The organism is Levilactobacillus parabrevis ATCC 53295 (assembly GCF_001434055.1).
In the GTDB taxonomy this organism is placed as follows: Bacteria; Bacillota; Bacilli; order Lactobacillales; family Lactobacillaceae; genus Levilactobacillus; species Levilactobacillus parabrevis.
Genome location: NZ_AZCZ01000023.1, coordinates 21,229 through 41,095 on the forward strand (window position 1 = coordinate 21,229; position 19,867 = coordinate 41,095).

The 19,867-nt window shown below is 50.4% G+C and carries 18 protein-coding genes; all 18 read right to left on the minus strand.

What is annotated here, in order from left to right:
- Window positions 1–83: 83 nt before the first annotated feature.
- Window positions 84–578 carry a GNAT family N-acetyltransferase gene (locus FD07_RS07255; protein WP_020089653.1) on the minus strand — a complete coding sequence of 165 codons (495 nt, stop codon included), beginning with the start codon at window positions 576–578 and terminating at the stop codon, window positions 84–86.
- Between the two features lie 84 nt (window positions 579–662).
- On the minus strand, window positions 663–3,590 hold the full coding sequence (locus tag FD07_RS07260) for a YhgE/Pip family protein (protein ID WP_020089652.1): 2,928 nt from the start codon (window positions 3,588–3,590) through the stop codon (window positions 663–665).
- A 403-nt stretch (window positions 3,591–3,993) separates the two neighbouring features.
- Window positions 3,994–5,319 (minus strand): serine hydrolase, encoded by a 1,326-nt coding sequence (locus tag FD07_RS07270; protein WP_020089651.1) that lies wholly within the window; start codon window positions 5,317–5,319, stop codon window positions 3,994–3,996.
- Window positions 5,320–5,396: 77 nt separating this feature from the next.
- Entirely contained in the window at window positions 5,397–6,572 is a 1,176-nt protein-coding gene (locus FD07_RS07275) for a sensor histidine kinase (protein WP_020089650.1), read from the minus strand.
- A 308-nt stretch (window positions 6,573–6,880) separates the two neighbouring features.
- Window positions 6,881–7,570 (minus strand): response regulator transcription factor, encoded by a 690-nt coding sequence (locus tag FD07_RS07280; RefSeq protein WP_020089649.1) that lies wholly within the window; start codon window positions 7,568–7,570, stop codon window positions 6,881–6,883.
- 244 nt (window positions 7,571–7,814) lie between these two features.
- On the minus strand, window positions 7,815–8,081 hold the full coding sequence (locus FD07_RS07285; protein WP_020089648.1) for a type II toxin-antitoxin system RelE family toxin: 267 nt from the start codon (window positions 8,079–8,081) through the stop codon (window positions 7,815–7,817).
- Window positions 8,078–8,311, minus strand: a complete 234-nt coding sequence (gene relB, locus FD07_RS07290) for a type II toxin-antitoxin system RelB family antitoxin (protein ID WP_020089647.1) — start codon at window positions 8,309–8,311, stop codon at window positions 8,078–8,080. The genes FD07_RS07285 and relB overlap by 4 nt, the downstream gene beginning before the upstream one ends.
- A gap of 112 nt (window positions 8,312–8,423) precedes the next feature.
- Window positions 8,424–9,563, minus strand: coding sequence for an IMP dehydrogenase (gene guaB / locus FD07_RS07295; RefSeq protein WP_020089646.1), 1,140 nt, complete (start codon window positions 9,561–9,563; stop codon window positions 8,424–8,426).
- A 197-nt stretch (window positions 9,564–9,760) separates the two neighbouring features.
- Window positions 9,761–11,407: a glycosyltransferase family 39 protein gene (locus tag FD07_RS07300; RefSeq protein ID WP_020089645.1), complete on the minus strand. Its 1,647-nt coding sequence runs from the start codon at window positions 11,405–11,407 to the stop codon at window positions 9,761–9,763.
- 232 nt (window positions 11,408–11,639) lie between these two features.
- Window positions 11,640–12,206 (minus strand): hypothetical protein, encoded by a 567-nt coding sequence (locus FD07_RS07305; protein WP_027825981.1) that lies wholly within the window; start codon window positions 12,204–12,206, stop codon window positions 11,640–11,642.
- 666 nt (window positions 12,207–12,872) lie between these two features.
- Window positions 12,873–13,598 (minus strand): DUF1129 domain-containing protein, encoded by a 726-nt coding sequence (locus FD07_RS07315; protein WP_020089643.1) that lies wholly within the window; start codon window positions 13,596–13,598, stop codon window positions 12,873–12,875.
- A 16-nt stretch (window positions 13,599–13,614) separates the two neighbouring features.
- Complete coding sequence (gene ychF, locus FD07_RS07320; RefSeq protein ID WP_020089642.1) at window positions 13,615–14,715, minus strand: redox-regulated ATPase YchF; 1,101 nt, start codon at window positions 14,713–14,715, stop codon at window positions 13,615–13,617.
- A 5-nt stretch (window positions 14,716–14,720) separates the two neighbouring features.
- Complete coding sequence (locus FD07_RS07325) at window positions 14,721–14,927, minus strand: DUF951 domain-containing protein (protein WP_020089641.1); 207 nt, start codon at window positions 14,925–14,927, stop codon at window positions 14,721–14,723.
- Between the two features lie 17 nt (window positions 14,928–14,944).
- Complete coding sequence (locus FD07_RS07330; protein ID WP_020089640.1) at window positions 14,945–15,829, minus strand: ParB/RepB/Spo0J family partition protein; 885 nt, start codon at window positions 15,827–15,829, stop codon at window positions 14,945–14,947.
- Window positions 15,819–16,586 carry a ParA family protein gene (locus FD07_RS07335; protein ID WP_020089639.1) on the minus strand — a complete coding sequence of 256 codons (768 nt, stop codon included), beginning with the start codon at window positions 16,584–16,586 and terminating at the stop codon, window positions 15,819–15,821. The genes FD07_RS07330 and FD07_RS07335 overlap by 11 nt, the downstream gene beginning before the upstream one ends.
- Window positions 16,587–16,600: 14 nt before the next feature.
- Window positions 16,601–17,431, minus strand: a complete 831-nt coding sequence (gene noc, locus FD07_RS07340) for a nucleoid occlusion protein (protein WP_020089638.1) — start codon at window positions 17,429–17,431, stop codon at window positions 16,601–16,603.
- 19 nt (window positions 17,432–17,450) lie between these two features.
- Entirely contained in the window at window positions 17,451–18,179 is a 729-nt protein-coding gene (rsmG, locus tag FD07_RS07345; protein ID WP_020089637.1) for a 16S rRNA (guanine(527)-N(7))-methyltransferase RsmG, read from the minus strand.
- 277 nt (window positions 18,180–18,456) lie between these two features.
- Window positions 18,457–19,341: a metallophosphoesterase family protein gene (locus tag FD07_RS07350; RefSeq protein WP_020089636.1), complete on the minus strand. Its 885-nt coding sequence runs from the start codon at window positions 19,339–19,341 to the stop codon at window positions 18,457–18,459.
- Window positions 19,342–19,867 lie beyond the last annotated feature (526 nt).

The following is a 19,867-nucleotide window of genomic DNA, read 5'->3' on the forward strand; positions in this document are numbered from 1 at the left end:
TATCAAGGATGAGCCCGCATTATTCCCGGTTTCATTAACCATTTGTGAAAAATCACGGCAAGTTTTCATAACTAATGAACCTATTAGAAATGATGCCCATAAACCTCTAGATCGGCGGTGAATCCCGTCATGTCCGCAATCGCCGGCAAGTGCCCCCAGTGCGCATAGCCCGCCTTTTCGAAAAGATGCCGACTTGCCTGGTTGTGGCCGAAAATCCGGGAGATGACGCTGGTGATACCCAGTCGTGGTGCCTGCATGGCCACCCAGTCCACTGCTTGCGTTCCCATGTGCTGTCCCTGATGGTTAGCGTCCAAATACAGCGCAATTTCGGCCGTATGACGGTAGCCTGCCCGATCACTGTAATGTTCCAAGCCCACGAAGCCAGCGGTCTCTCCGTCGCTCTCAATCACCCACAGTGGGAAGTGCTGCGGGTCGAACGAAGCGAACCAAGGCTGCCGCTGAGCCACCGTCACCGGCGTCAAGTCTGCCGTGCTCCCTTTTGTGGCAACTGCCTGATTATAAATCGCAATGATTGCGTCCTGGTCGTCGACCTCAGCAATCCGAAAGTTAACGGACATACTGTCTCCTCTTTTCTCTTATCTGCAATCCATTATACGCAAAAAGTGCCGCGAAACCAGAGGCTTCACGACACTTCTTAATTTTTAGGAATGAGCATTCGTGTTCGGATCTTCAACCGCTTGTAACTTCTGGTTGTCATCCAATTGCGAGATTCCCATCAAATGCTTCTTTTGCAACCAAACCATTGTTGGCCAGAGCAGTGCTAAACCAAGAATGGTAAAGAGCGCTAAGACCCACAGTGCTTGACCGACCATGCCGGACATCCCTGACGTAATGGCTTGACGGAATCCGAGGATTGAGTAAGTCATTGGCAAGAATGGGTGCACGACGTTGTAGAAGTGGTTCGTTACTTCCATTGGGAACGTCCCACCGGAACCACCTAATTGCAGCATCAGGAGAACCATGGCGATGAAACGACCAGGGTTGTCCAGTAACATTGACAGGAACATGACGATAAACATCGACGCCTCGGCGAAGAACACGGAGATCAGAATCATTTGACCTGGGTGATCGACGGACAAGCCCCCTAGCATCATCAATGCTGGTTCAATCAGCCCCATGGCGAGTCCTTCGACTGCACCAATGGAAACCTTACTCAAGAACCAACCCGTAGCGGTCCCACCTTCGCGAGAAACCTTCCGAATTGGGAAGGCAAAGTTGAAGACCAAAGCCCCAACGTACAAGGCAACAGACAGCACGTAAGGTGCTAAGGCGTGACCATAGTTTGGCACGTAACTGTAGCTTTCATGCTTCAGATTGGTTGGTGCGGCAAACATGTCAGCCGTCTTGCTACTCAATGGCTGTGCTTGGATTTGATCAGCACCACTCTTCAATGACTTGGCTAACGTGCCACTTCCATCGGAGAGTTTCTTGGTCCCTTGCATCAATTTGTTACTGTTACCATCAAGTTTCCCAGAACCGTCAGCCAGTTGGTTAACCCCACTGGTCAGCGTTGGTACCTTGCTGTTCAGTGTGTTTAAGCCAGACGTCAGTTGACCGGACCCATTCATGAGTTGTGCAGATGAACTGGTCAGCTTGTTGCCAGCAGCGGTTAACTTGCCCGTGTTGGCGTTAAGCTTGTTGACACCGGCAGCGGCAGTCTGAAGGCCACCATTTAATTGCGTAGCTCCAGCAGAAACTTGGTTAGAGCCACTCTTCAATGAAGCACCATTCTTCGCTAACTTAGCAGTCCCATTCATGATCTGAGCTACCCCGTTAGTTAAAGTTGGTACTTGGCTGTTCAGTGTCGATAAGCCTTTATTCAGCGTGGTTGAGCCTGCGAAGGCTTGGTCAACTCCGGACGTGTATTGCGTCACACCGGAAGTTAACTGATTAACGCCATCTGTCAGACTAGTACCATTTGCTGGATTAACAGCTGCGTTTAAATCGTGAACTCCTGTAGCAAACGCTTGTAGAGACGCGACCTTGTCTCCCAGACCAGTTGTGTCAGGAATCTTAATACTCCCCAAACCGTCGTTAATCTGCTTCAGGCCAGCCGTCATCTGACTTGTCGCTGTTAAAATGATTGTTGTATCTTTCACGATAGCACTAGAGCTTCCGCCTGCACCACCTGAAATATTTCCAGTTGCTGTTTTGGTTGCAGCCGTCTCACTTACAAGTTCATCAGACAACGTCTTGATCTTGGAAGTATCATTATATGTAACGGCTTGTTGTAAGGCAGCCGCCGTAGTTGCAGCCTTGTCTGCAGCACTTTGCGCTTCAGAAACCCCAGTTACACTACTACCAGAGGTTGGGTTATTTTTGATATCATTAGCCGCACCCTCAATTGCTGAAATACCTTTACCGAATTGATCAAGCCCAGTTTCCAGCGTGTTTAACTGACTAGTAATATCGCCAACTCCACTGAGCGTTGTACTTAAACCAGCAAGCTCAGCTGACACTTCATCTGCCGCCGCTCCAAGCTTCGCAACATTACTAGATAAAGTTGTGGCCTGTTCAGATAAGGTCTTGGCCCCACTGTTCAAGTCACTAGACTTTCCACTCAAAGTAGATAGCCCTGAATTCAGGCTCTTACTACCATCAGCTAATTTAGTCACACCACTAGCCAACGACGTTGAACCCTTACCAAGCGTTTTAACACCTGAGTTCAACGTGTAGACCCCGTCGACATACTTGTAAGTCCCAGACTTTAATGAGCTTGCTCCACCAGCTAGCTTGGAAGTCCCTGCAGTCAACTGCGGCATTCCAGCACTTAACTTGCTGACACCGCCAGTATACTGATTAACCCCATTAGCATACTGTCCAACCCCACTGGTATACTTCGCCAGCCCAGATTGTAGCGTCTGTGACCCAGTCGACAACTTCTGAATCCCGGTAGCCAATGGCTTAACGGAAGTCTTCATTTGTTGTAAGCCATTGTTCAGCGTGTGGACCCCTGTCGTGTAGGTGTTCAGGCCATCCGTTAAGGTAACTGTCCCGTCCTTTAACTTGGCGGAACCCTTGGCAGCCTTGTCCATCCCTTGACCGACAGCGTAGATTTGCTTGAAGGTTGCTTGGGCGTAAGCCTTCGTCACCTTAGCACGAATTTCGCTATCCAGCTTGGATGAACCCACTTCACTCATGACTTGGGCAATGTAGTTGGCAGAACCGTTTGTCTTGTAGGTAAACGTCATCTTCTTGGGGTTCTTGTTCAGCGCCGTTGCGGCGTTGGCAGAGAAGTTCTTGGGAATCGTGATCACCGTGTAGTACTTGTGATGCTTCAACCCATCGGCCGCCGTCTTAGCGGACACGAACTTCCAACCCAATTGTTTGTTCTTCTTCAAATTGGTAATCGTTTGATCCCCAACGTTTAGCTTCTGGCCCTGGTAAGTCACCGGTTTATCCTGGTTGACCACCGCAACGGGCAGTTCGCCGGTCTCCCCATACGGGTCCCAGACCGACTTCAGAAAGAAGATACTGTAGAGGAATGGAATAAACATAATGGCAAGAACGGAGATTAAAATCAACCGATTATGCCGAATGTAATTCCATTCGCCTTTAATCATATTCACAAATGCCAACTCCCTTTATCCTCAAAATTGCTTTAAAATTGCGCGTTTTCAGCTAATAATAAAAGTATCTTCGCACATTAATGCTTGACTTGTCAAAAATACAACACGCCATCGACAATCTTTAGAAATCGTCACCAATCCTATAAAGTCAACGTTCAAGCGTCCTCACATATAATAAATTAAATTTCACTGAGCACAACGTTCAGGTAATTTCCTAACGATATGCCTAATTGTAGCGGGCCTAAACGGCAACCGCCTTGACCGAAATCAAGTTGAATGGCGCTATTAACCATGATAACCGAAAATAGCCCAACCGGCACAACTATTTTGCCGAAACTTGTGAAATTCGCCGCCACATAAAAAGTCGCCCACCCACCGGCAAGCGACCCTTTAATCTCTTCATTTAGAATAAAGCCACAATTGACCGCCACATCCGGACGAAGACGTTCGCCTTCTCAACGGACTGCATTACCTTCAATGGCACCTTAGTCGTCTTGGTATTGCCCAAGAAGCCTAACTGGTCGCCCTTCAAAGAAATATTGGCTGTCCCAATCGTTGCGTTCTTAGTCACAGGTGCTTCCAAGTCACCCTTGTTGCTGTACTTGGACTTCAACTGCGTCTTAGCAGAAACGTTGCTAGCAACTTGGTCATCGCGAATCCACAGCTTAACGTCTTGACCCAGCGCCGTCTTAGCGGTCTTAGCCTTGGCATCGTGAGTCGTAACCGTCTTAGCACCCTTGATCTGCGTGCCAGCCTTATAGCTGACCGTCTTGAAGTTGTTGTAGACGTAAGACATCATCTTTTGCGTTTGTTGGAAACGGGAAGCATCGGTCTCCGACTTATGAGCCGCGTGCAACACGACCGTCACGATTCGGTTACCATCGTTGTTAGCCGTCCCGGTAAAGTTCGCACCGGCAGCGTCAGACGTCCCAGTCTTCAAGCCGTCCACGTGGAGTTTAGAATAAGAAGCGGACAAGCCCTTCAACATCCAGTTCCAGTTATCCATCTTGGTGGCGTCGTTCGTGCCCTTTTCAAACCACATTTTCTTAATGCTCGTTGTCTGTAAGACTTCTGGGTACTTGTCCAACAGCGCAACCGCTAGCTTAGCTTGGTCAGCCGCAGACCATTCGTTTTCGGCAGACCCCTTAACATTACTGTAACCGAGATTCCCAACTTGCTTGTTGGTCAGCCCACAGGCATTGTAGATCTTAACGTCCGTCATCCCCAACTTCTTAGCTTGCGCCTTCATCTGGGTCACAAACGCGTGGGGTGAACCCGCCACAGCGACCCCCAGAGCTTCCACAGCCCCGTTGGCCGAGTAGATCAAGGATGCTTGATACAGGGACTTAACCGTGTACTTGTGACCCGCCCGCAACGGGACGTTGGACAAATCTGTATTTTGGGCAACCTTGGCGATATCCTTACTGATGGTAATCTTTTGGTCCCACTTTAACTTGCCTGACTTGATGGCATCTAGCACCATGTAGATCGACAACAGCTTGGTCATCGACGCAACGGGCAATGTTTGGTCAGCATTCTTGTTGTACAAGATCTGACCGGTCTTGGCGTCGACCGCAATACCGGCCTTGGCCTTCAAGTTAACCGTGGTGCTGTTACTGTTGGTTGCGGCCTGAGCCGTAACCGGTGCATTCAAACTACTGATACCACCAGTGACCAGCGTTACCGCAGTCACCAGCCCAATAACGAGTTGCCGTAATCGTTTCATCATTAAAATCAAAACTCCTCTATCTTATGTAAGGCCAGAAACGGCCCTTGTTTTTTATGTCAAATTTAGCAATGTCATACTTAGCTTACTGTTCCCGGCGTCTTCAAACGCTGCGGAATGGCCAGCGGCTGGTCGTGCTTGACCGGTAAGTGAATCACGAAGCTGGTCAACGCATCGTCCGACTCCACGTAGATGTACCCGCCGTGAAGGGCCACGATACTCTGGGCAATGGCCAGGCCCAGTCCGGTTCCACCAGTCTCTTTGGAGCGTGACTCCTCAACCCGGTAGAACCGCTCGAAGATCATGTTCAATGACTCTTTAGGAATCTTTGGTCCATCGTTGGTCACGCGAACCTCTAATTCAGTGGAACTGATCTGGTTAGCGACTAAATTGATGTGCTTCCCGCCATCGCCGTACTTCAAGGCATTGGCAACTAAATTATTGAAGACCCGCACCAATTTCTCGGGGTCGGCCTCCATCATCATCGTTTCCGATGAATTCTCGGCACCAATCGTCATGCCCTTCTTCTGGGCCTCCAGTTCAAAGCTGGCACCCAATTGCTCGAGCATCGCTGCCAAGTTGATGTTGGTTAAACTCAGCGGCGTATCCGTCTGCCGGACCTTGGTGTACTCGAAGAGGTCATCCACCAAGGATTTCATCTGTTTAGACTTCAAAAATGCCGTGTGCGTGTACTTAAGGAGGTCATCCTCACTGTGGTACTGTTTATCCTCAATCAGCCCCAAATAGCCGATAATCGATGTTAACGGCGTTCGAATGTCGTGACTGACGTTGGTGATCAGCTCATCCTTGGATTTCTCAATGGCCCGTTCCTCATTCATCGAATTGATGACGGAATCGACCAGTGCGTTAACGGAATCCACGACCCGCTGAACGTCACCACTGACCCGAAACGGAATCCGGTGGTCGAAGTGACCGCTGGCAATGTAGTGCAGTTCATCAATGATGTGCCACAATTGCATCTGCCGGTACCGCCGAATCAGCCGCCACCAGACGACCCAGGTATCGGCCACCAGCATCAGACCAATGAACAGGTTCTCCCAGCTCCAAAGTTGAAAGTGGTTAGGCCCCAAGACGACAGACCGTTTGATGATGAAGATGCCATCACGCAAACCAGGATTACTCTCGATGGCCTGCACGATCAGTACCAGTAAGGCCAAGTTCAGCATCAGCAGGAGGATAACGGTTACGACCCCTTCCATGAACAGCGCACTCTTCTCGCGCGTGGTTAGCTTCATGGTTGGGCCTCCCAGATATTAAATTGGTAATTGTTGATTAAGTCCATGTTGCGCTCCTACTCTTCTGGTTACGGTTGGGATTGTGGCGCCCGGCTTGACGGGTTCGGTAACTGGTTGGGATTGCGGTTGAGATTGTTTGAATCGCGATTGCGCAGTGATCAAATTTTCTCAACCCACTTGTCCGTTCATTTTAGATTGCCGAAACGTGTTCCGCGAGGCCAAAAATACAAGCCCGGGATTTTCACCCTAGCGACGTTAATGCTCACTAACTCCCGCCTGCTTCCACACTCTTTTCCGCTCCACACTCTTTAACGGGACTCGATCTTATACCCGACGCCCCAAACAGTCTGGATGACCTTTTCGCCGTTGGTGGCGTCTTCGATCTTATCCCGTAAGTGACTGACGTGGACCATGACGGTCTTGGCCGACACAATACTTTCCTGACGCCATACCCGTTCGAAGATTTCGTCCGCTGAGAAGACGCGGTTAGGGTGGCTAGCCAGTAAGTAGAGAATCCCGAATTCCAAGGCGGTCAGAGAAACTGTCTTGCCGGCAATCGTCTTGACTTCGTGAGAATCCTTGTTGATGGTCAGCGTCCCAATATCCAAGATATCCGGGCTGTCATCGGTCACTTGGTCTTGGCTCCGCCGCAACAGTGACTTGACCCGTGCCATAACCTCTAAGGGGTTAAATGGCTTGGTGACATAATCATCGGCACCAGAAATCAACCCTTGAATCTTATCCATGTCGCCAGTCTTCGCTGACAGAATCAGGATGGGAATCTGAGAGTCTTTCCGAACTTCCTTCATGACTTCGATCCCGCTCATTTCAGGCATCATGATGTCTAAGATCATCAAAGCAATGTCCGGCGTGGTGTGGAGCTTGGTCAAGGCTTCCTTCCCATCGTAAGCCGTGATGGGTTCGTAACCTTCATTTTTAATGTAGATTTCAAGTAATTGTGCAATTTCTTTATCGTCATCGACAACTAAAATTTTCATGTGGTCTATTCTCCTTTAATCACTAGGCTAATTCACTAGCGGTCCTGCCCCGTAGGTTTAAGTCTATTCTAACAAATAACCTGGGCCAAGCGACCGGAAAACCCGAACCTTTAGCCGGGCGTAAGGCACTTAACCATTCCTTAATCTTACACTATTTTCGAGTGACTCGCCAACCCAACAGTTAAGGTTCAATTAAGCCGAAATCATGACTTAGGTATAGGTATAGTCGCTACCACTAACCAGCCTAACCATAAATATCGCGTCGATGACCAATTGACAGCGTCAAAACAACCAGCTTATCAGCTTGCAGCTCACAAATAATTCGGTAGTCGCCCACCCGATAGCGCCATAATCCAGCAAGATTGGCCGCCAACACCTTACCCTTGGCAGTCGGGTCGACAATCCCATCAATATCTGCATAGAGCCACCGCGAAATAATCATGGCCTGATGTTTATCCATTTTGCGCAGTTGCTTAACGGCGTCATGGCTGAATTCCAAACGATAGCTCATTCCTTGAACCCACCGAACTCGTCGATGACCTCCTGCATAGAGACCGACTTCTGACCACTCTCCTGGTAGTGCTTGTACGCCGCTTCGGCCATCAAGGTATCGTATTTGTCCTCTAACTGTTCCATCGAATACTTCTTAACCAGATCAGATAGCGATGTGCCATAGAACTCTGCCATATGGGTCAGCCAGTCCTTCTCAGCCTCACTCACTCGAATTGAAATCATTGCCATTAGTCTTCACCTCATTTGTATTACATTGTATTACATCACTTGAACAAAAACCTAGGGGATTGCTCAAAAAAAGCCAACTCCATGTATCGAGTTAGCTTTTCCCAGTCATAATTTATTTGTAATTAGGTGCGGCCTTCGTGATCTGAACGTCATGTGGATGAGATTCAATCAGCCCGGCGTTAGAGATCCGGACGAATTGGGCGTTGTCGATCAGGCTCTGCACGTTGGCACTCCCGGTGTAACCCATGCCGGAACGTAAGCCACCTACCATTTGGAAGATGATGTCGTTCACGCTACCCTTGTATTCCACGCGGGCTTCAATACCTTCTGGTACCAGCTTGTTGGCTTCGTTGACGCCACCTTGGAAGTAACGGTCGGCAGAACCATGAGACATGGAAGCCAGACTTCCCATCCCCCGGTAAGTCTTGTACTTCTTGCCACCGTCTTCGATGATGTCGCCAGGCGCTTCATCGGTCCCGGACAACATGGAGCCAAACATCACGGCGTTACCACCAGCGGCCAAGGCCTTCACGATGTCACCGGAGTACTTGATTCCCCCATCGGCAATGATTGGCTTGCCAAATTCACGGGCCACGTTGGCAGCGTCATAGATGGCGGTAATCTGCGGAACACCGACACCGGCAACCACCCGCGTCGTGCAGATGGAACCAGGACCGATACCGACTTTAACGACGTCGACGCCGGCTTCAAACAGGGCCCGCGTCCCTTCGCCCGTAGCAACGTTACCAGCAATCAGCGTCGCATCTGGGAACTGTTGGCGAATCTCGGCAACTTTGCGGAGCACCCCAGCGGAGTGACCGTGCGCCGTATCAATGATGATGGCGTCGGCACCGGCCTTGAGTAAGGCGTCGGCCCGGTCAAATGTGTCGGAGGTCACCCCAACGGCAGCGGCGACCAGCAAGTGATTGTTGGCGTCAACGGCAGCGTTAGGATACTGGTCAGCATCGTTAGCAATCGCCTTCACGTCGGCAACCATTTTGGCTTGTGATTCGGCGCTCATGTTTTTGTGGATGACCCCGAGACCCCCGTTACGGGCCATGGTCGTGGCCATCGTGGTCTCGGTGACCGTATCCATCGAGGCACTTAAGAACGGAACGTTCAGCTTCAAGTTTGGCGCTAATTGGACACTCAGATCAACTTCATTCGGTAAAACGTGGCTTTCTGCGGGTATTAACAAAACATCATCAAATGTGATTCCTTCTTTAGCAAACTTCGTGTCCCAATTAGACATAGTTGATATCGCTCCTCTTTAATTTAGTCTCAGGCTCGGTTAGGAATCCTGGGAGATATTGTTTCTAAATTTACCAGTCTAGGCCACTCAGGTCAAGGACTCTCACCGAACTATCATACTTCAATCGAATCCACCGAGTAAATTAACGAGGCGCTAAACAACTATTTATCTAACTGGTTTCCACATTCTACGAGTCATCATTTCCGTTGATACAGCCAATAAGTCACGTTAACCCCTTCAAAGACCTGCGTATGCTGTGTGACACAGCGGTAATGGCGTTTCAAGTCCTTTGTCAGCTTGCTGGTGCCCGGATTCAAGTTACCACTGGTAATTCGGCCACTCCCGCCCTGCCACTGCTTGACGGTCTTGCCAGCCGGCGTATTGAGGACGACCCATTCCACCTGATGCTGGCGAATCACATTGCGCTGTGATTGGAGAATCTGAGGGGCCGCACTCTGTGGAATATTATAGTTCTGGAAGAAATACGTATTCGGTATGGCCCCAGATGCCGTATAGAAGCCCATGTCGATTGATCCATAATTCAACAGCGTCAGCCGCGTGCCAGCTGGCGTGCGTCGCCGCATGAGTCGACCGAAGTCAATCTGAGCAGGCTGTTGTGGCTTTGTCGTCTGTTTTTCTGTGATTGATGTATTGTTCGGGAAAACTTTTGAATTGGTCACGTTATTGTTGACCCCCAGCACCAGAAACAGGCTCAGTAACAACGTCACCAGGATGGGAAACGGCGCATCCCCTGTCGGCAACGACACGTGTCTGAAGAAAATTTGGCAGAAGTACACGAACGGTAGAACGAAAAAACCAAAGTAAATCAACTGGTAGTACTGGTAGACCGCACCCGCCTGGTAGCCGTAGAGTGCCAGCAAGTCACAACCCAGGGCACTCGCCAGATACAGCCCCCGACTGAAGTTGTTGGTGAAAATGCCGCGCTGAAAAATTACAACCAGTGTCCCCACGACGCCCAGCAGAAAGAACAGCACGTTGCCCCAGTAGAACTGCGAGACCAGTGTGGCCGACTGGACCAGATTAGCAAAAGCCGCCACTGAAGAGGTCAGGTAAACTTTAGTATTGAATAGAATATATACGTTAATAAAGGCTTGTAACGATCCGGTCATCAAGAAGTAGATCAACCAAGGCAAAGTTGCCAGTAGAAAGCCTCCGGCACTCCACCCAATGACGCGTCCCAGTCGCCGCCACTGACGCTTGACCAGTAGCCGACCCACAACCACCAGATAGAACACGATCCAGGCGCCTAGCAGCGTGTATTTCGAGAGAAAAACAATACCGACCAGTGCCCCCTGTGCAAAGTACCACCAGTGGCTGACACGAAAGTCGCGCCGGTCTAGCAATACCATCAAGTAAATCAGGGAGAGCAACAATGGTAGCGTAAAGAATTCCACCGTGTCGCCGTAATCGTAGTACGGGTGGTACAGGAATAATAGCGGAGAAAGTAAGGCTGTCAGGAGGGCCGGTAACTCACTGGCGTTTAACAACTTGGCTAACTTATACACGAAAAACATGGCGGCGGTAACCGTGGCAATCTCTACCAGAAAAATCAGTAGAAAACTTCGCGATGAAACTAGGTAGGCCAAGCCGTGGAGAAAGTACACGTAAGGGCCTTTCTGCTCGAAAATATCCTTATACGGGACGATGCCATGCATCATGGCTTTGCCCACCGTGAAGAAGGCGTTGTTGTCCGGCGAGGTATCGAAGTAAAAAGCCGGCGACGTGTAGGAACAAAACGTCATGATAAACGCGCCAACGATGGCTAGCAGCCCCAACGACTGACAGTCCGGACTGCGCAATTTCAAGCGGATTCGCTGCAACATGGTGACCCCTCCTCATTAATTCGGTGAATAATCAATCTGAGTGGATAAGAAAAGGCGTGGTTGCCCACGCCCTTTCTCTGCGTTAAGTAGTCGCTGCATCGCCCGATAGCTTCAAGAAGATTTCCAAGCAATGGCACCCCTGAAACACTATCGGTCTGGCTGCGATCCAACGCCACTTCAACTCATGCTGTCAGTCTACGCACTTACGCTACCTACGAACAGTAAACGCACTTTATTTGTAAATGTAGTAGCGAATCTCGTAAGGCTTGTAGCCCTTTTGGTAAACAGCAAAGTGGAAGTACTTGCCGCCTTCGTCCAGCTTCTTAGCTTGCTTCTTGGACAGCTTGATGTCGAACCGGCCGTTCTTGGCAACACGGAACTTCTTGACTTCCTTGCCCTTGCGGTTGTAAAGGTAAACTTCTTCACCCTTCTTACCCTTTTGGAACAAGATCTCGCGGGCGTCCTTCCGATAGTGCAGGCGACCCCGTAACTTCTTGTCAGCTGCGACTCTCTTTTCGCGCTTAGCTAACTTCTTCGCCAACTTTCTTGCTGGCTTCTTAGCCGGTTTCTTGGCAGGTTTTTCTGCCGGTTGCTGACTACTGCTTTCAGCAGAGCTGATTTCGGCCGCGCCCCCAGCATCGCTAGACCCCATGGCTGGCCCAATCAACGCGCTACCGGCATTGCTACTGCCACTCGCGGCATCGGCGTCGCTCCCATCGGCGTTAGCGTTGGTCGCAATGGCCCCAGCAGCGAACAGTGCAGCAACTAATCCCAGTACGTACCCAAAGATTTTTTTCATAAAAAATCCTCCCCACGAAAATGAAATTTTTCATCAAGCCACTAACTGGCTCAACTACTTGATAGCATCATAGGTCATTCATGAATGGACAACAAGCCATAGAATTTAGCGACTTAGCGGCGAAATAAAATCAGCGGGATTGGCGATGATTACCGCGGAACTTGTCTCGTACCAACCAGGTTGTGAGCGAATAATGACCATGGCTCGCTGGTTATCGCCTGCGGCTGCTGGGATTCTGCCACTGCGGAGACCTGTCCAATCCAAAGTACGGTCTTGGACTTCCCCCATCTAAACTAGCTTTCCACTTCACGGACTTATCCACAACATCAAATAACCGCCAACAGATCACAAAAGGTCCCATCCAGCAGTTACCACAAAGGCAACAACCGGACAGGACCTTACTTTAATATCAATCTTAACGATTACTTCGGGTTAACTACGCCAGATTCAGCAACCGGCAGAGCCGGAGGGAACTAGGGATGGCGCCAGCCGTGGCAGTGGTGTTAATTGGCGTTTTCCAGCCGATTTACAGCACGGGACGCCTTGGAGACACGCGATTGGGGCGTGGCTTCGAGGCGAGCCCGCAGACCGCGCTTTGGCTGCGGACGGTCCCCACAGCGGCAAAATCCCTGATTCCCGCAGGCGGCGCCAGTCTAACCTAGGCGATTAACCGAAGAAACCACCGTTGATCTTGTAAGTCCGCCGTAACCAGAACATCCCTGCGATGGAGACTAGGCCCAAGATAATACTTGGCCATGGCATCAGGATTGGGTTGACGACACCTGGCAGCATTTGTGCCAAGTAGAACAACGCCATCCAAACCAGGAACCCGACTAAGACAATCAGGGCCCGCAAGAACCCATTCAGCGTGTGCTTGATCTTAGGACTGAATAACCGTGGCATGATTGGCAGGATGAACCCAGCAATCAGCGCACTGACAGTGATGGCCGTGATCCCAACGGGACGGCTAGTCGTCATCAGTTTTGGTGAGAAGAGGTACATGATCCCAAACATCAAGTTAAAGATCATGAAGAACGTCAGGGAGTTGTAGATCATGTTTGGCCAGTAGTTGCGCCCAAACAATTCATTATCCGGCCGCGTTGGCCCTTCAACAACTTCCTTAACTCGTGCTTCGATACCACCGTAAGTATTCTTACCGGTCTTCCCACTCTTTTGGCCCTCGACCAGTTCATTAACCATGTCTTGGACGGCCTGAGCCTTCTTTTCTGGCGTGAGCTTGGTCTTTTCGAGTTCCTTGTTGAAGCGGTACATGTATTCGGCGTTACGCTTGGTCAACCCAATGTTGTCAAACGCTGCCCGTTCATTCACAGCAACGTTATTACGCTTCTGATGAACGCCCGCGTTCCGCGGAGTTTGCTTGTTATCACTCATCTACTTCTGTTCCCTTCTAAACGTTGAAACGGAATTCGACGATGTCGCCGTCTTCCATCACGTAGTCTTTACCTTCGACCCGCAGCTTACCAGCTTCCTTAACGGCAGCTTCGGTCTTGAATTGGTCTAAGTCGTCAAACGCCATCACTTCAGCCCGGATGAATCCACGTTCGAAGTCGGAGTGAATGATCCCAGCAGCTTGTGGTGCCTTGGTGCCCGTCTTGTAGGTCCAAGCACGCGTTTCCTTACCACCAGCCGTGAAGAATGTCTCCAGACCTAATAAGTGGTATGAGGCCCGAATCAACCGGTTCAGCCCAGGTTCTTCTACCCCTTCAGCTTCCAAGAAGTCTTGCTTTTCGTCATCATCCAACTCAGCTATTTCTTCTTCGGCTTCGGCGGCAACGGCAATGGCTTCGGCGCCTTCCTTGGCGGCGTAGTCCTGAATCAACTTGAAGTACTTGGAGTCTTCAGGATCAGCCATGTCGTCTTCGGCAATATTAGCCACGTACAGGACTGGCTTAGACGTTAATAAGAAGAGGCCCTTAACGATCTTGGTCTCGTCTTCGTCAAAGTCGATGGTTCGAACGGCACCACCGTCTTCAAGGACGGGCTTGATCTTCGTCAAGACAGCTAATTCTTCCTTAGCTTCCTTATCGCTCCCCTTAGCAGCCCGTTCAACCTTGGCCAACCGCTTGTTAACGGCTTCCAAGTCGGACAAACCAAGTTCCAAGTTGATTGTTTCGATATCATCGATTGGGTCGATCTTCCCGGAAACGTGGGTGATGTTGTCGTCATCAAATGCCCGCACAACGTGGACAATGGCGTCGACTTGGCGAATGTTTTCCAGGAACTTGTTTCCCAGACCTTCACCCTTGCTGGCACCCTTAACGATCCCGGCAATATCGGTAAATTCAAAGGTCGTTGGCACAACCTTCTTGGCTGGAATTAATTCCTGAATCCGGTCGAGACGGCTATCTGGAACTTCCACCATCCCCACGTTTGGGTCAATCGTCGCAAACGGGTAGTTCGCCATTTCGGCACCCGCCTTGGTAATCGCGTTAAATAAAGTTGACTTCCCGACGTTCGGCAGGCCAACGATCCCTGCAGTTAATGACATAGCAATTATTCACTCTTTCCATTATCGGTGTCGGTCTTACGAACCAATACATTTTTTAGTTTCTTTTCAAACTCGCGCCGTGACAGCATCACAACGTGGCCACAATTTGTACACTTGATTTTAATATCGGCACCCATCCGGGTAATTTCCCAACGGTTAGTCCCGCATGGATGTGGCTTCTTCATTTCCACCAAATCGCCTAAATCATACATACTTTGGCCTCCCTAGCTTAATCCGACTGGATATTCAACAGGTCCAAGATGCGGTTCAAGTCGTCGTTCGAGAGATACTCGATCTCGATGCGACCTTGATGGTCATCGCCGTTGCCTTCGTTGATGGAAACCTGCGTACCAAAGCGTTCTTGGAGCTGGTTTTCCGTTGATCGCAGGAATGGCGACTTCTTCTTGGCGGGCTTCTTAGCCAGCTTCTTAGCTGCGCCATTCAGCTTGCTAACTTCCGCCTCCAGCGTCCGCACGGTCATGCCATCGGTAACTGCCTTCTTGGCTAAGGCCACTAACTTGGTCTTATCCTTCAGGGACAGCAACGTCCGGGCTTGGCCCATTGACAGCTCGTTCTTTTGCAACATGTCTTTGACCGCCTTAGGCAGCCCAAGCAAACGCAAATAGTTGGCGATGTACGGCCGACTCTTGCCTAGCCGTTCGGAAACCTGCGCCTGCGTCAAGGTGAGCTTGGTCATCAAGGTATCGTAGGCTTCGGCCTCTTCAAGTGGTGTCAGATCTTCACGTTGGAGGTTTTCCAACACAGCGATCTCCATCATCTGTTCTTCGGTAATGTCTCTAACAATCGCGGGAATCGTCTCCTTACCAGCTAATTTGGAAGCCCGGAAACGCCGTTCACCCGCAAGAATCTCGTAACGGTTGGCCCGCTTATCCGGTTGACGCACAATAATCGGCTGGAAGACCCCCGTCTTTTCGATGGAAGCCGCTAAGTCGTTTAATCCCTTATGATCGAACTTCTGCCGTGGTTGGTACGGGTTGGGGCGAATATCGGTCAGGGTCAGATCCACGACCGTTTCTTCGCCAGCATCCACGCCATTCTCAGCAAACAGCGCGTCGATTCCACGCCCTAAACTTTTCTCTTTCTTACTTGCCATGGGCAGCTAGCACTTCCTTTGCGAGTTCAGTGTATACCTCAGCACCTTTGGACTTTGGTGCGTAATCAATAATCGGCATCCCGTGACTGGGCGCCTCCGCCAATTGGACATTCCGCGGAATAATCGTGGCGTAAACCTTGTTTTGGAAATACTTCTTTACTTCTTCGTTGACCTGTTTTCCCAGATTAGTCCGGGCATCGTAGAGGGTTAATAGGACCCCTTCGATCTTCAGGTCGCGGTTAAAGTGTTTCTGAACCAACTTGACCGTGTTCAACAACTGCGTCAGTCCTTCCAGCGCATAGTACTCACTCTGCACAGGAATCAGGATCGAGTTAGCTGCGGTAAACGCGTTGATGGTCAGGAGTCCCAGCGAAGGGGGACAGTCGATCAAAATATAATCGTAATTGTCTCGAATCTCATCCAGGGCATCCTTCAGCCGGGTTTCACGCGCCATCATTGGCGTGAGCTCAATTTCGGCTCCGGAAAGCTGAATCGTTGCGGGAACGATGTCCAACCCTGGATGTTCAGTATGCAAAATCGCGTCGTCAATCGGTGTCTCGTTAACCAAAACATCGTAAACTTCACGTTCAATGGTGGCCTTTTGAATGCCGACCCCGCTGGTAGCGTTGCCTTGGGCATCCGTATCGACCAGCAAGACTTTTTGGCCCGCTGATGCCAATGCGGCGCCTAAATTAACGCCAGTCGTGGTCTTACCCACGCCACCTTTTTGGTTGGCTAATGCGATGATATAGCCCATATGTCGTTCCACCTCTAGCTTTCTTTGGGAATGTCAATGATGATGCGGTAACTATCTGCGGTTTCTTCTTCCTTGGTCGTCAGTGCCATCCCAGCATCGGTGACCATCTTCACAGAGTGACGAATCGTGTTGACTGCCACCCGCGTATCACCAGACACGCTTTGTTTGGTGACTTTGCGCCGTCGCTTCGGTTGTTTCTGTTTGGCGATCAGCGCTTCGGTCTCCTTGACGGTCAACTGATTAGCTGCTATCTGCTTCAGCATCGCCGGCTGATCGTCAATCGCCAGGGCGAGCAAGGCCCGTCCATGGCGTTCGGTGATCTGTCGGTTCAAGATGGCATTGCGAACCGGTTCCGCCAGCTTCAGCAAGCGTAACTTGTTGGCAACGAAGCCCTGACTCTTCCCAATCCCCTCGGCGAGTTGGGCCTGGGTCATATGATTGAGCGTCATCAGTTGCTGGTAAGCGTGCGCTTCTTCAATGGCGGATAATCCCTCCCGTTGGAGGTTTTCAATCAGTGCCATGGAAGCCGTCTCGTCATCGCTCATTTCTTCTACGATGGCCGGCACTTCGGTCCATTTCAGACTATTGACCGCCCGAAACCGCCGTTCGCCGGCAATGATCTCGTAGTGGTCAGTCTCGTACTGTCGGAGCACGATAGGTTGCAGGAGCCCGTGTTCTTCAATGGTCTGGGCCAGTTCGCTGATGGCCGTGGGATCAAACCGTTGTCGCGGCTGAAACCGGTTGGGAATGATCTGGGCAACCGGAATCATCACCACGTTTTGTTTCACGGGATGTGACGGCTGCGTGGCCTTTTCCCGATTATTTCCAAATAATGAAAATGGCAATTATCTTACCCCCATCCCATTAATCTTCTAACGGTTCTTTGTTCGGCGTTCCCGCTTTACGGGGGTAACGCTTGGGTGTGTGCTTGACCTTGTCGATGACCACAATGTGGCGTTGGTCGTGGCTGACCGGTAACTCGAAGGCGTAGTCGGCAGCAAGCTGACCACCTAACGTCGTAATTGCCGATTGACTCACGGCCAATTCGTCAGCGGTAGCCGCGGCCTTCAGCGCAACGAATTGCCCACCGACTTTAGCCAATGGCAGGCACAGTTCACTGAGGACGGACATCCGGGCAACGGCCCGTGCCAAGACTAAGTCGTAACCTTCACGGTTGGCCGCACGCTTACCACCGAATTCTTCGGCCCGCGCGTGATGGAAAGCCACCCCGGTCAAGTTGAGCTTGGCAGCGAGTTCATTTAAGAAGGTGATCCGCTTGTTCAGCGAGTCCACGATGCTGATCTGTAACTGTGGAAAGACGATCTTCAACGGAATCGACGGAAAGCCAGCACCTGCGCCGACATCGACGACCGTTAGAGGTTCCGTTCGCATCGCTGGCACGTAAAAAGCGGGCGTCAGTGAGTCGTAAAAATGTTTCAGGTAGACATCTGGCTCCGCGGTAATGGTTGTTAAATTTACGTGTTCGTTGGTCGCAACTAAGAACTCAAAGTACGTCGCAAATTGCTGTTCCTGTGTTGCGGTTAATTCAATGCCTTGCGTGACTAGCGCGGCACGAAACTCTTCTGGATTCATACACTATCTCCCAGTTCACTTCTGTGAAACACAATTGTTTCACGTTTGATTATACTTTACCTTACTTACAAACGAAACGCAACCGAACTGCCAGGCAAAACTGCCAGCTGGTGGTCGCCTCGTTATCACGTCGTTTCCTATTATACCGAAAATCCGGTTCACATGAAACGCCTATCGCTGGGAAAATAATGAGAGGGGTGATTCCCGCCGTCTAGCTGGGAATCACCCCTCCTGAAAAGTCAGATTAAAGTTGTACCTTGAGAACGACCACTTATTGTCATGACAAAAATGGACCGTTGACTGTCCGCCGGGTCCCGGTCAATCGGGGGCGATGCTTGGCAAAACCCGTGTTGCCCACCGCGATGGTGTCGATGACGGCCTGCCCCAAGTACAACGGATGATTCGTCACACTCGCCATCCCCCGTTGAATCGTGATGACGTTGTAGTTAATCGCGTCATGAACCTCATGATAGTGTGGATCCTGACAATTGATGTAGGTGGTTGCCGAACCCACAGTCGTCACGGGAATCGTGTTGTCGACCAAGTAACTGGCTCCAAAATGTAAATGGCCGGTAAAGATGCCACCAATGTTGTGTCCGTGAAGAATCGACAAGAGTTCCCGGTTGTTCTGCAGTAAGGCGTAGCGCATCGACCGTAATGCTGGCGCGTCAAGCGGATGGTGAAGAAAGATAAAGGCCCGCCGCCGCGGCGCAATGTGCAAATTCTTATTTAACCAGTCCAACTGCTCCCGGTCCAGCCAGCCGGCTTCCTTGGTCGTCTCCCATTTGGAATCTAGAAAGTAAAAATCCATATTCTGATACATCTGTTTATACGCATAGTACGGCTGATGCGACTGTGATAGATAGCCGGCATTGAAGGCTTCCCGATCATCCTGATCACCGAGAATCACCTGGATTGGCGCCTGTAATCGCTCGGCCTGCTCGCTTAAGTATGCGCGCAGCTTCGCATAATCTTGGCCGGTGCCATCCTGCATCAGATCTCCCCCGATAACGATGAGGTCCGGCGCAATCTGATGTGTCAAAACATCGTCAAAAATCTGCTGGAGCTTCTCAATGGGTGGTACTTGCTGATGATACTGTGGTTCGACGGCGGCCGCGGTTAACTGCGGATCCGATAAATGCACAATGGTAAATTTGTTCATGGCCCCGTTGCTCCCCCCGAAATAAAGTTCGGTCGTTGAAAATACCTTCCCTGACGACCGTAATCCCTAAGCTAGTTCCAGCATAGCGAACTTATGTAAATAATCGGTATGGTCCATGTCAACATCGTGTAAAGTTTCCGCAGATGGTGAGCAATCTCGCGAAGGGGGTGAATGAAGTGGGGCATCATAACTTGCCAAGAACTGGTGTCCTATCCTAAGAGCAAAAAAATGCAGCGAACTTCACAGAATTCGCTGCACAATCAACCTTGCCGGCAAGACTAGTCACCGGCTAGTTATGACGTTCTGGTGGTCGGGAAAACCACAACATCGGTAACCAAGTAACAATCAGTATGATCAGCGTCTCAGTGTCTGTCGCGGACATACGACCATCCTCTTCCCCTTGATTTAATTCCATGATACCAAGCGTATGTATCGTTTTTGTATGGAAAGGCCCCTATTTTTGTAAAGGTTTGGTGACAACTGCCTGCCCTGGGTACGTCCCCGGTAAGCACCTAATAACTGACCG

Bases quoted from the DNA above. Each gene is read 5' to 3' on its own strand.
- FD07_RS07270 (WP_020089651.1), bottom strand. From the start codon at position 5,319: ATGATGAAACGATTACGGCAACTCGTTATTGGGCTGGTGACTGCGGTA.
- FD07_RS07305 (WP_027825981.1), bottom strand. From the start codon at position 12,206: ATGAAAAAAATCTTTGGGTACGTACTGGGATTAGTTGCTGCACTGTTC.
- FD07_RS07350 (WP_020089636.1), bottom strand. From the start codon at position 19,341: ATGAACAAATTTACCATTGTGCATTTATCGGATCCGCAGTTAACCGCG.
- FD07_RS07325 (WP_020089641.1), bottom strand. From the start codon at position 14,927: ATGTATGATTTAGGCGATTTGGTGGAAATGAAGAAGCCACATCCATGC.
- FD07_RS07300 (WP_020089645.1), bottom strand. From the start codon at position 11,407: ATGTTGCAGCGAATCCGCTTGAAATTGCGCAGTCCGGACTGTCAGTCG.
- FD07_RS07315 (WP_020089643.1), bottom strand. From the start codon at position 13,598: ATGAGTGATAACAAGCAAACTCCGCGGAACGCGGGCGTTCATCAGAAG.
- FD07_RS07335 (WP_020089639.1), bottom strand. From the start codon at position 16,586: ATGGGCTATATCATCGCATTAGCCAACCAAAAAGGTGGCGTGGGTAAG.
- FD07_RS07255 (WP_020089653.1), bottom strand. From the start codon at position 578: ATGTCCGTTAACTTTCGGATTGCTGAGGTCGACGACCAGGACGCAATC.
- FD07_RS07275 (WP_020089650.1), bottom strand. From the start codon at position 6,572: ATGAAGCTAACCACGCGCGAGAAGAGTGCGCTGTTCATGGAAGGGGTC.
- ychF (WP_020089642.1), bottom strand. From the start codon at position 14,715: ATGTCATTAACTGCAGGGATCGTTGGCCTGCCGAACGTCGGGAAGTCA.
- FD07_RS07330 (WP_020089640.1), bottom strand. From the start codon at position 15,829: ATGGCAAGTAAGAAAGAGAAAAGTTTAGGGCGTGGAATCGACGCGCTG.
- rsmG (WP_020089637.1), bottom strand. From the start codon at position 18,179: ATGAATCCAGAAGAGTTTCGTGCCGCGCTAGTCACGCAAGGCATTGAA.
- FD07_RS07280 (WP_020089649.1), bottom strand. From the start codon at position 7,570: ATGAAAATTTTAGTTGTCGATGACGATAAAGAAATTGCACAATTACTT.
- FD07_RS07285 (WP_020089648.1), bottom strand. From the start codon at position 8,081: ATGAGCTATCGTTTGGAATTCAGCCATGACGCCGTTAAGCAACTGCGC.
- guaB (WP_020089646.1), bottom strand. From the start codon at position 9,563: ATGTCTAATTGGGACACGAAGTTTGCTAAAGAAGGAATCACATTTGAT.
- relB (WP_020089647.1), bottom strand. From the start codon at position 8,311: ATGGCAATGATTTCAATTCGAGTGAGTGAGGCTGAGAAGGACTGGCTG.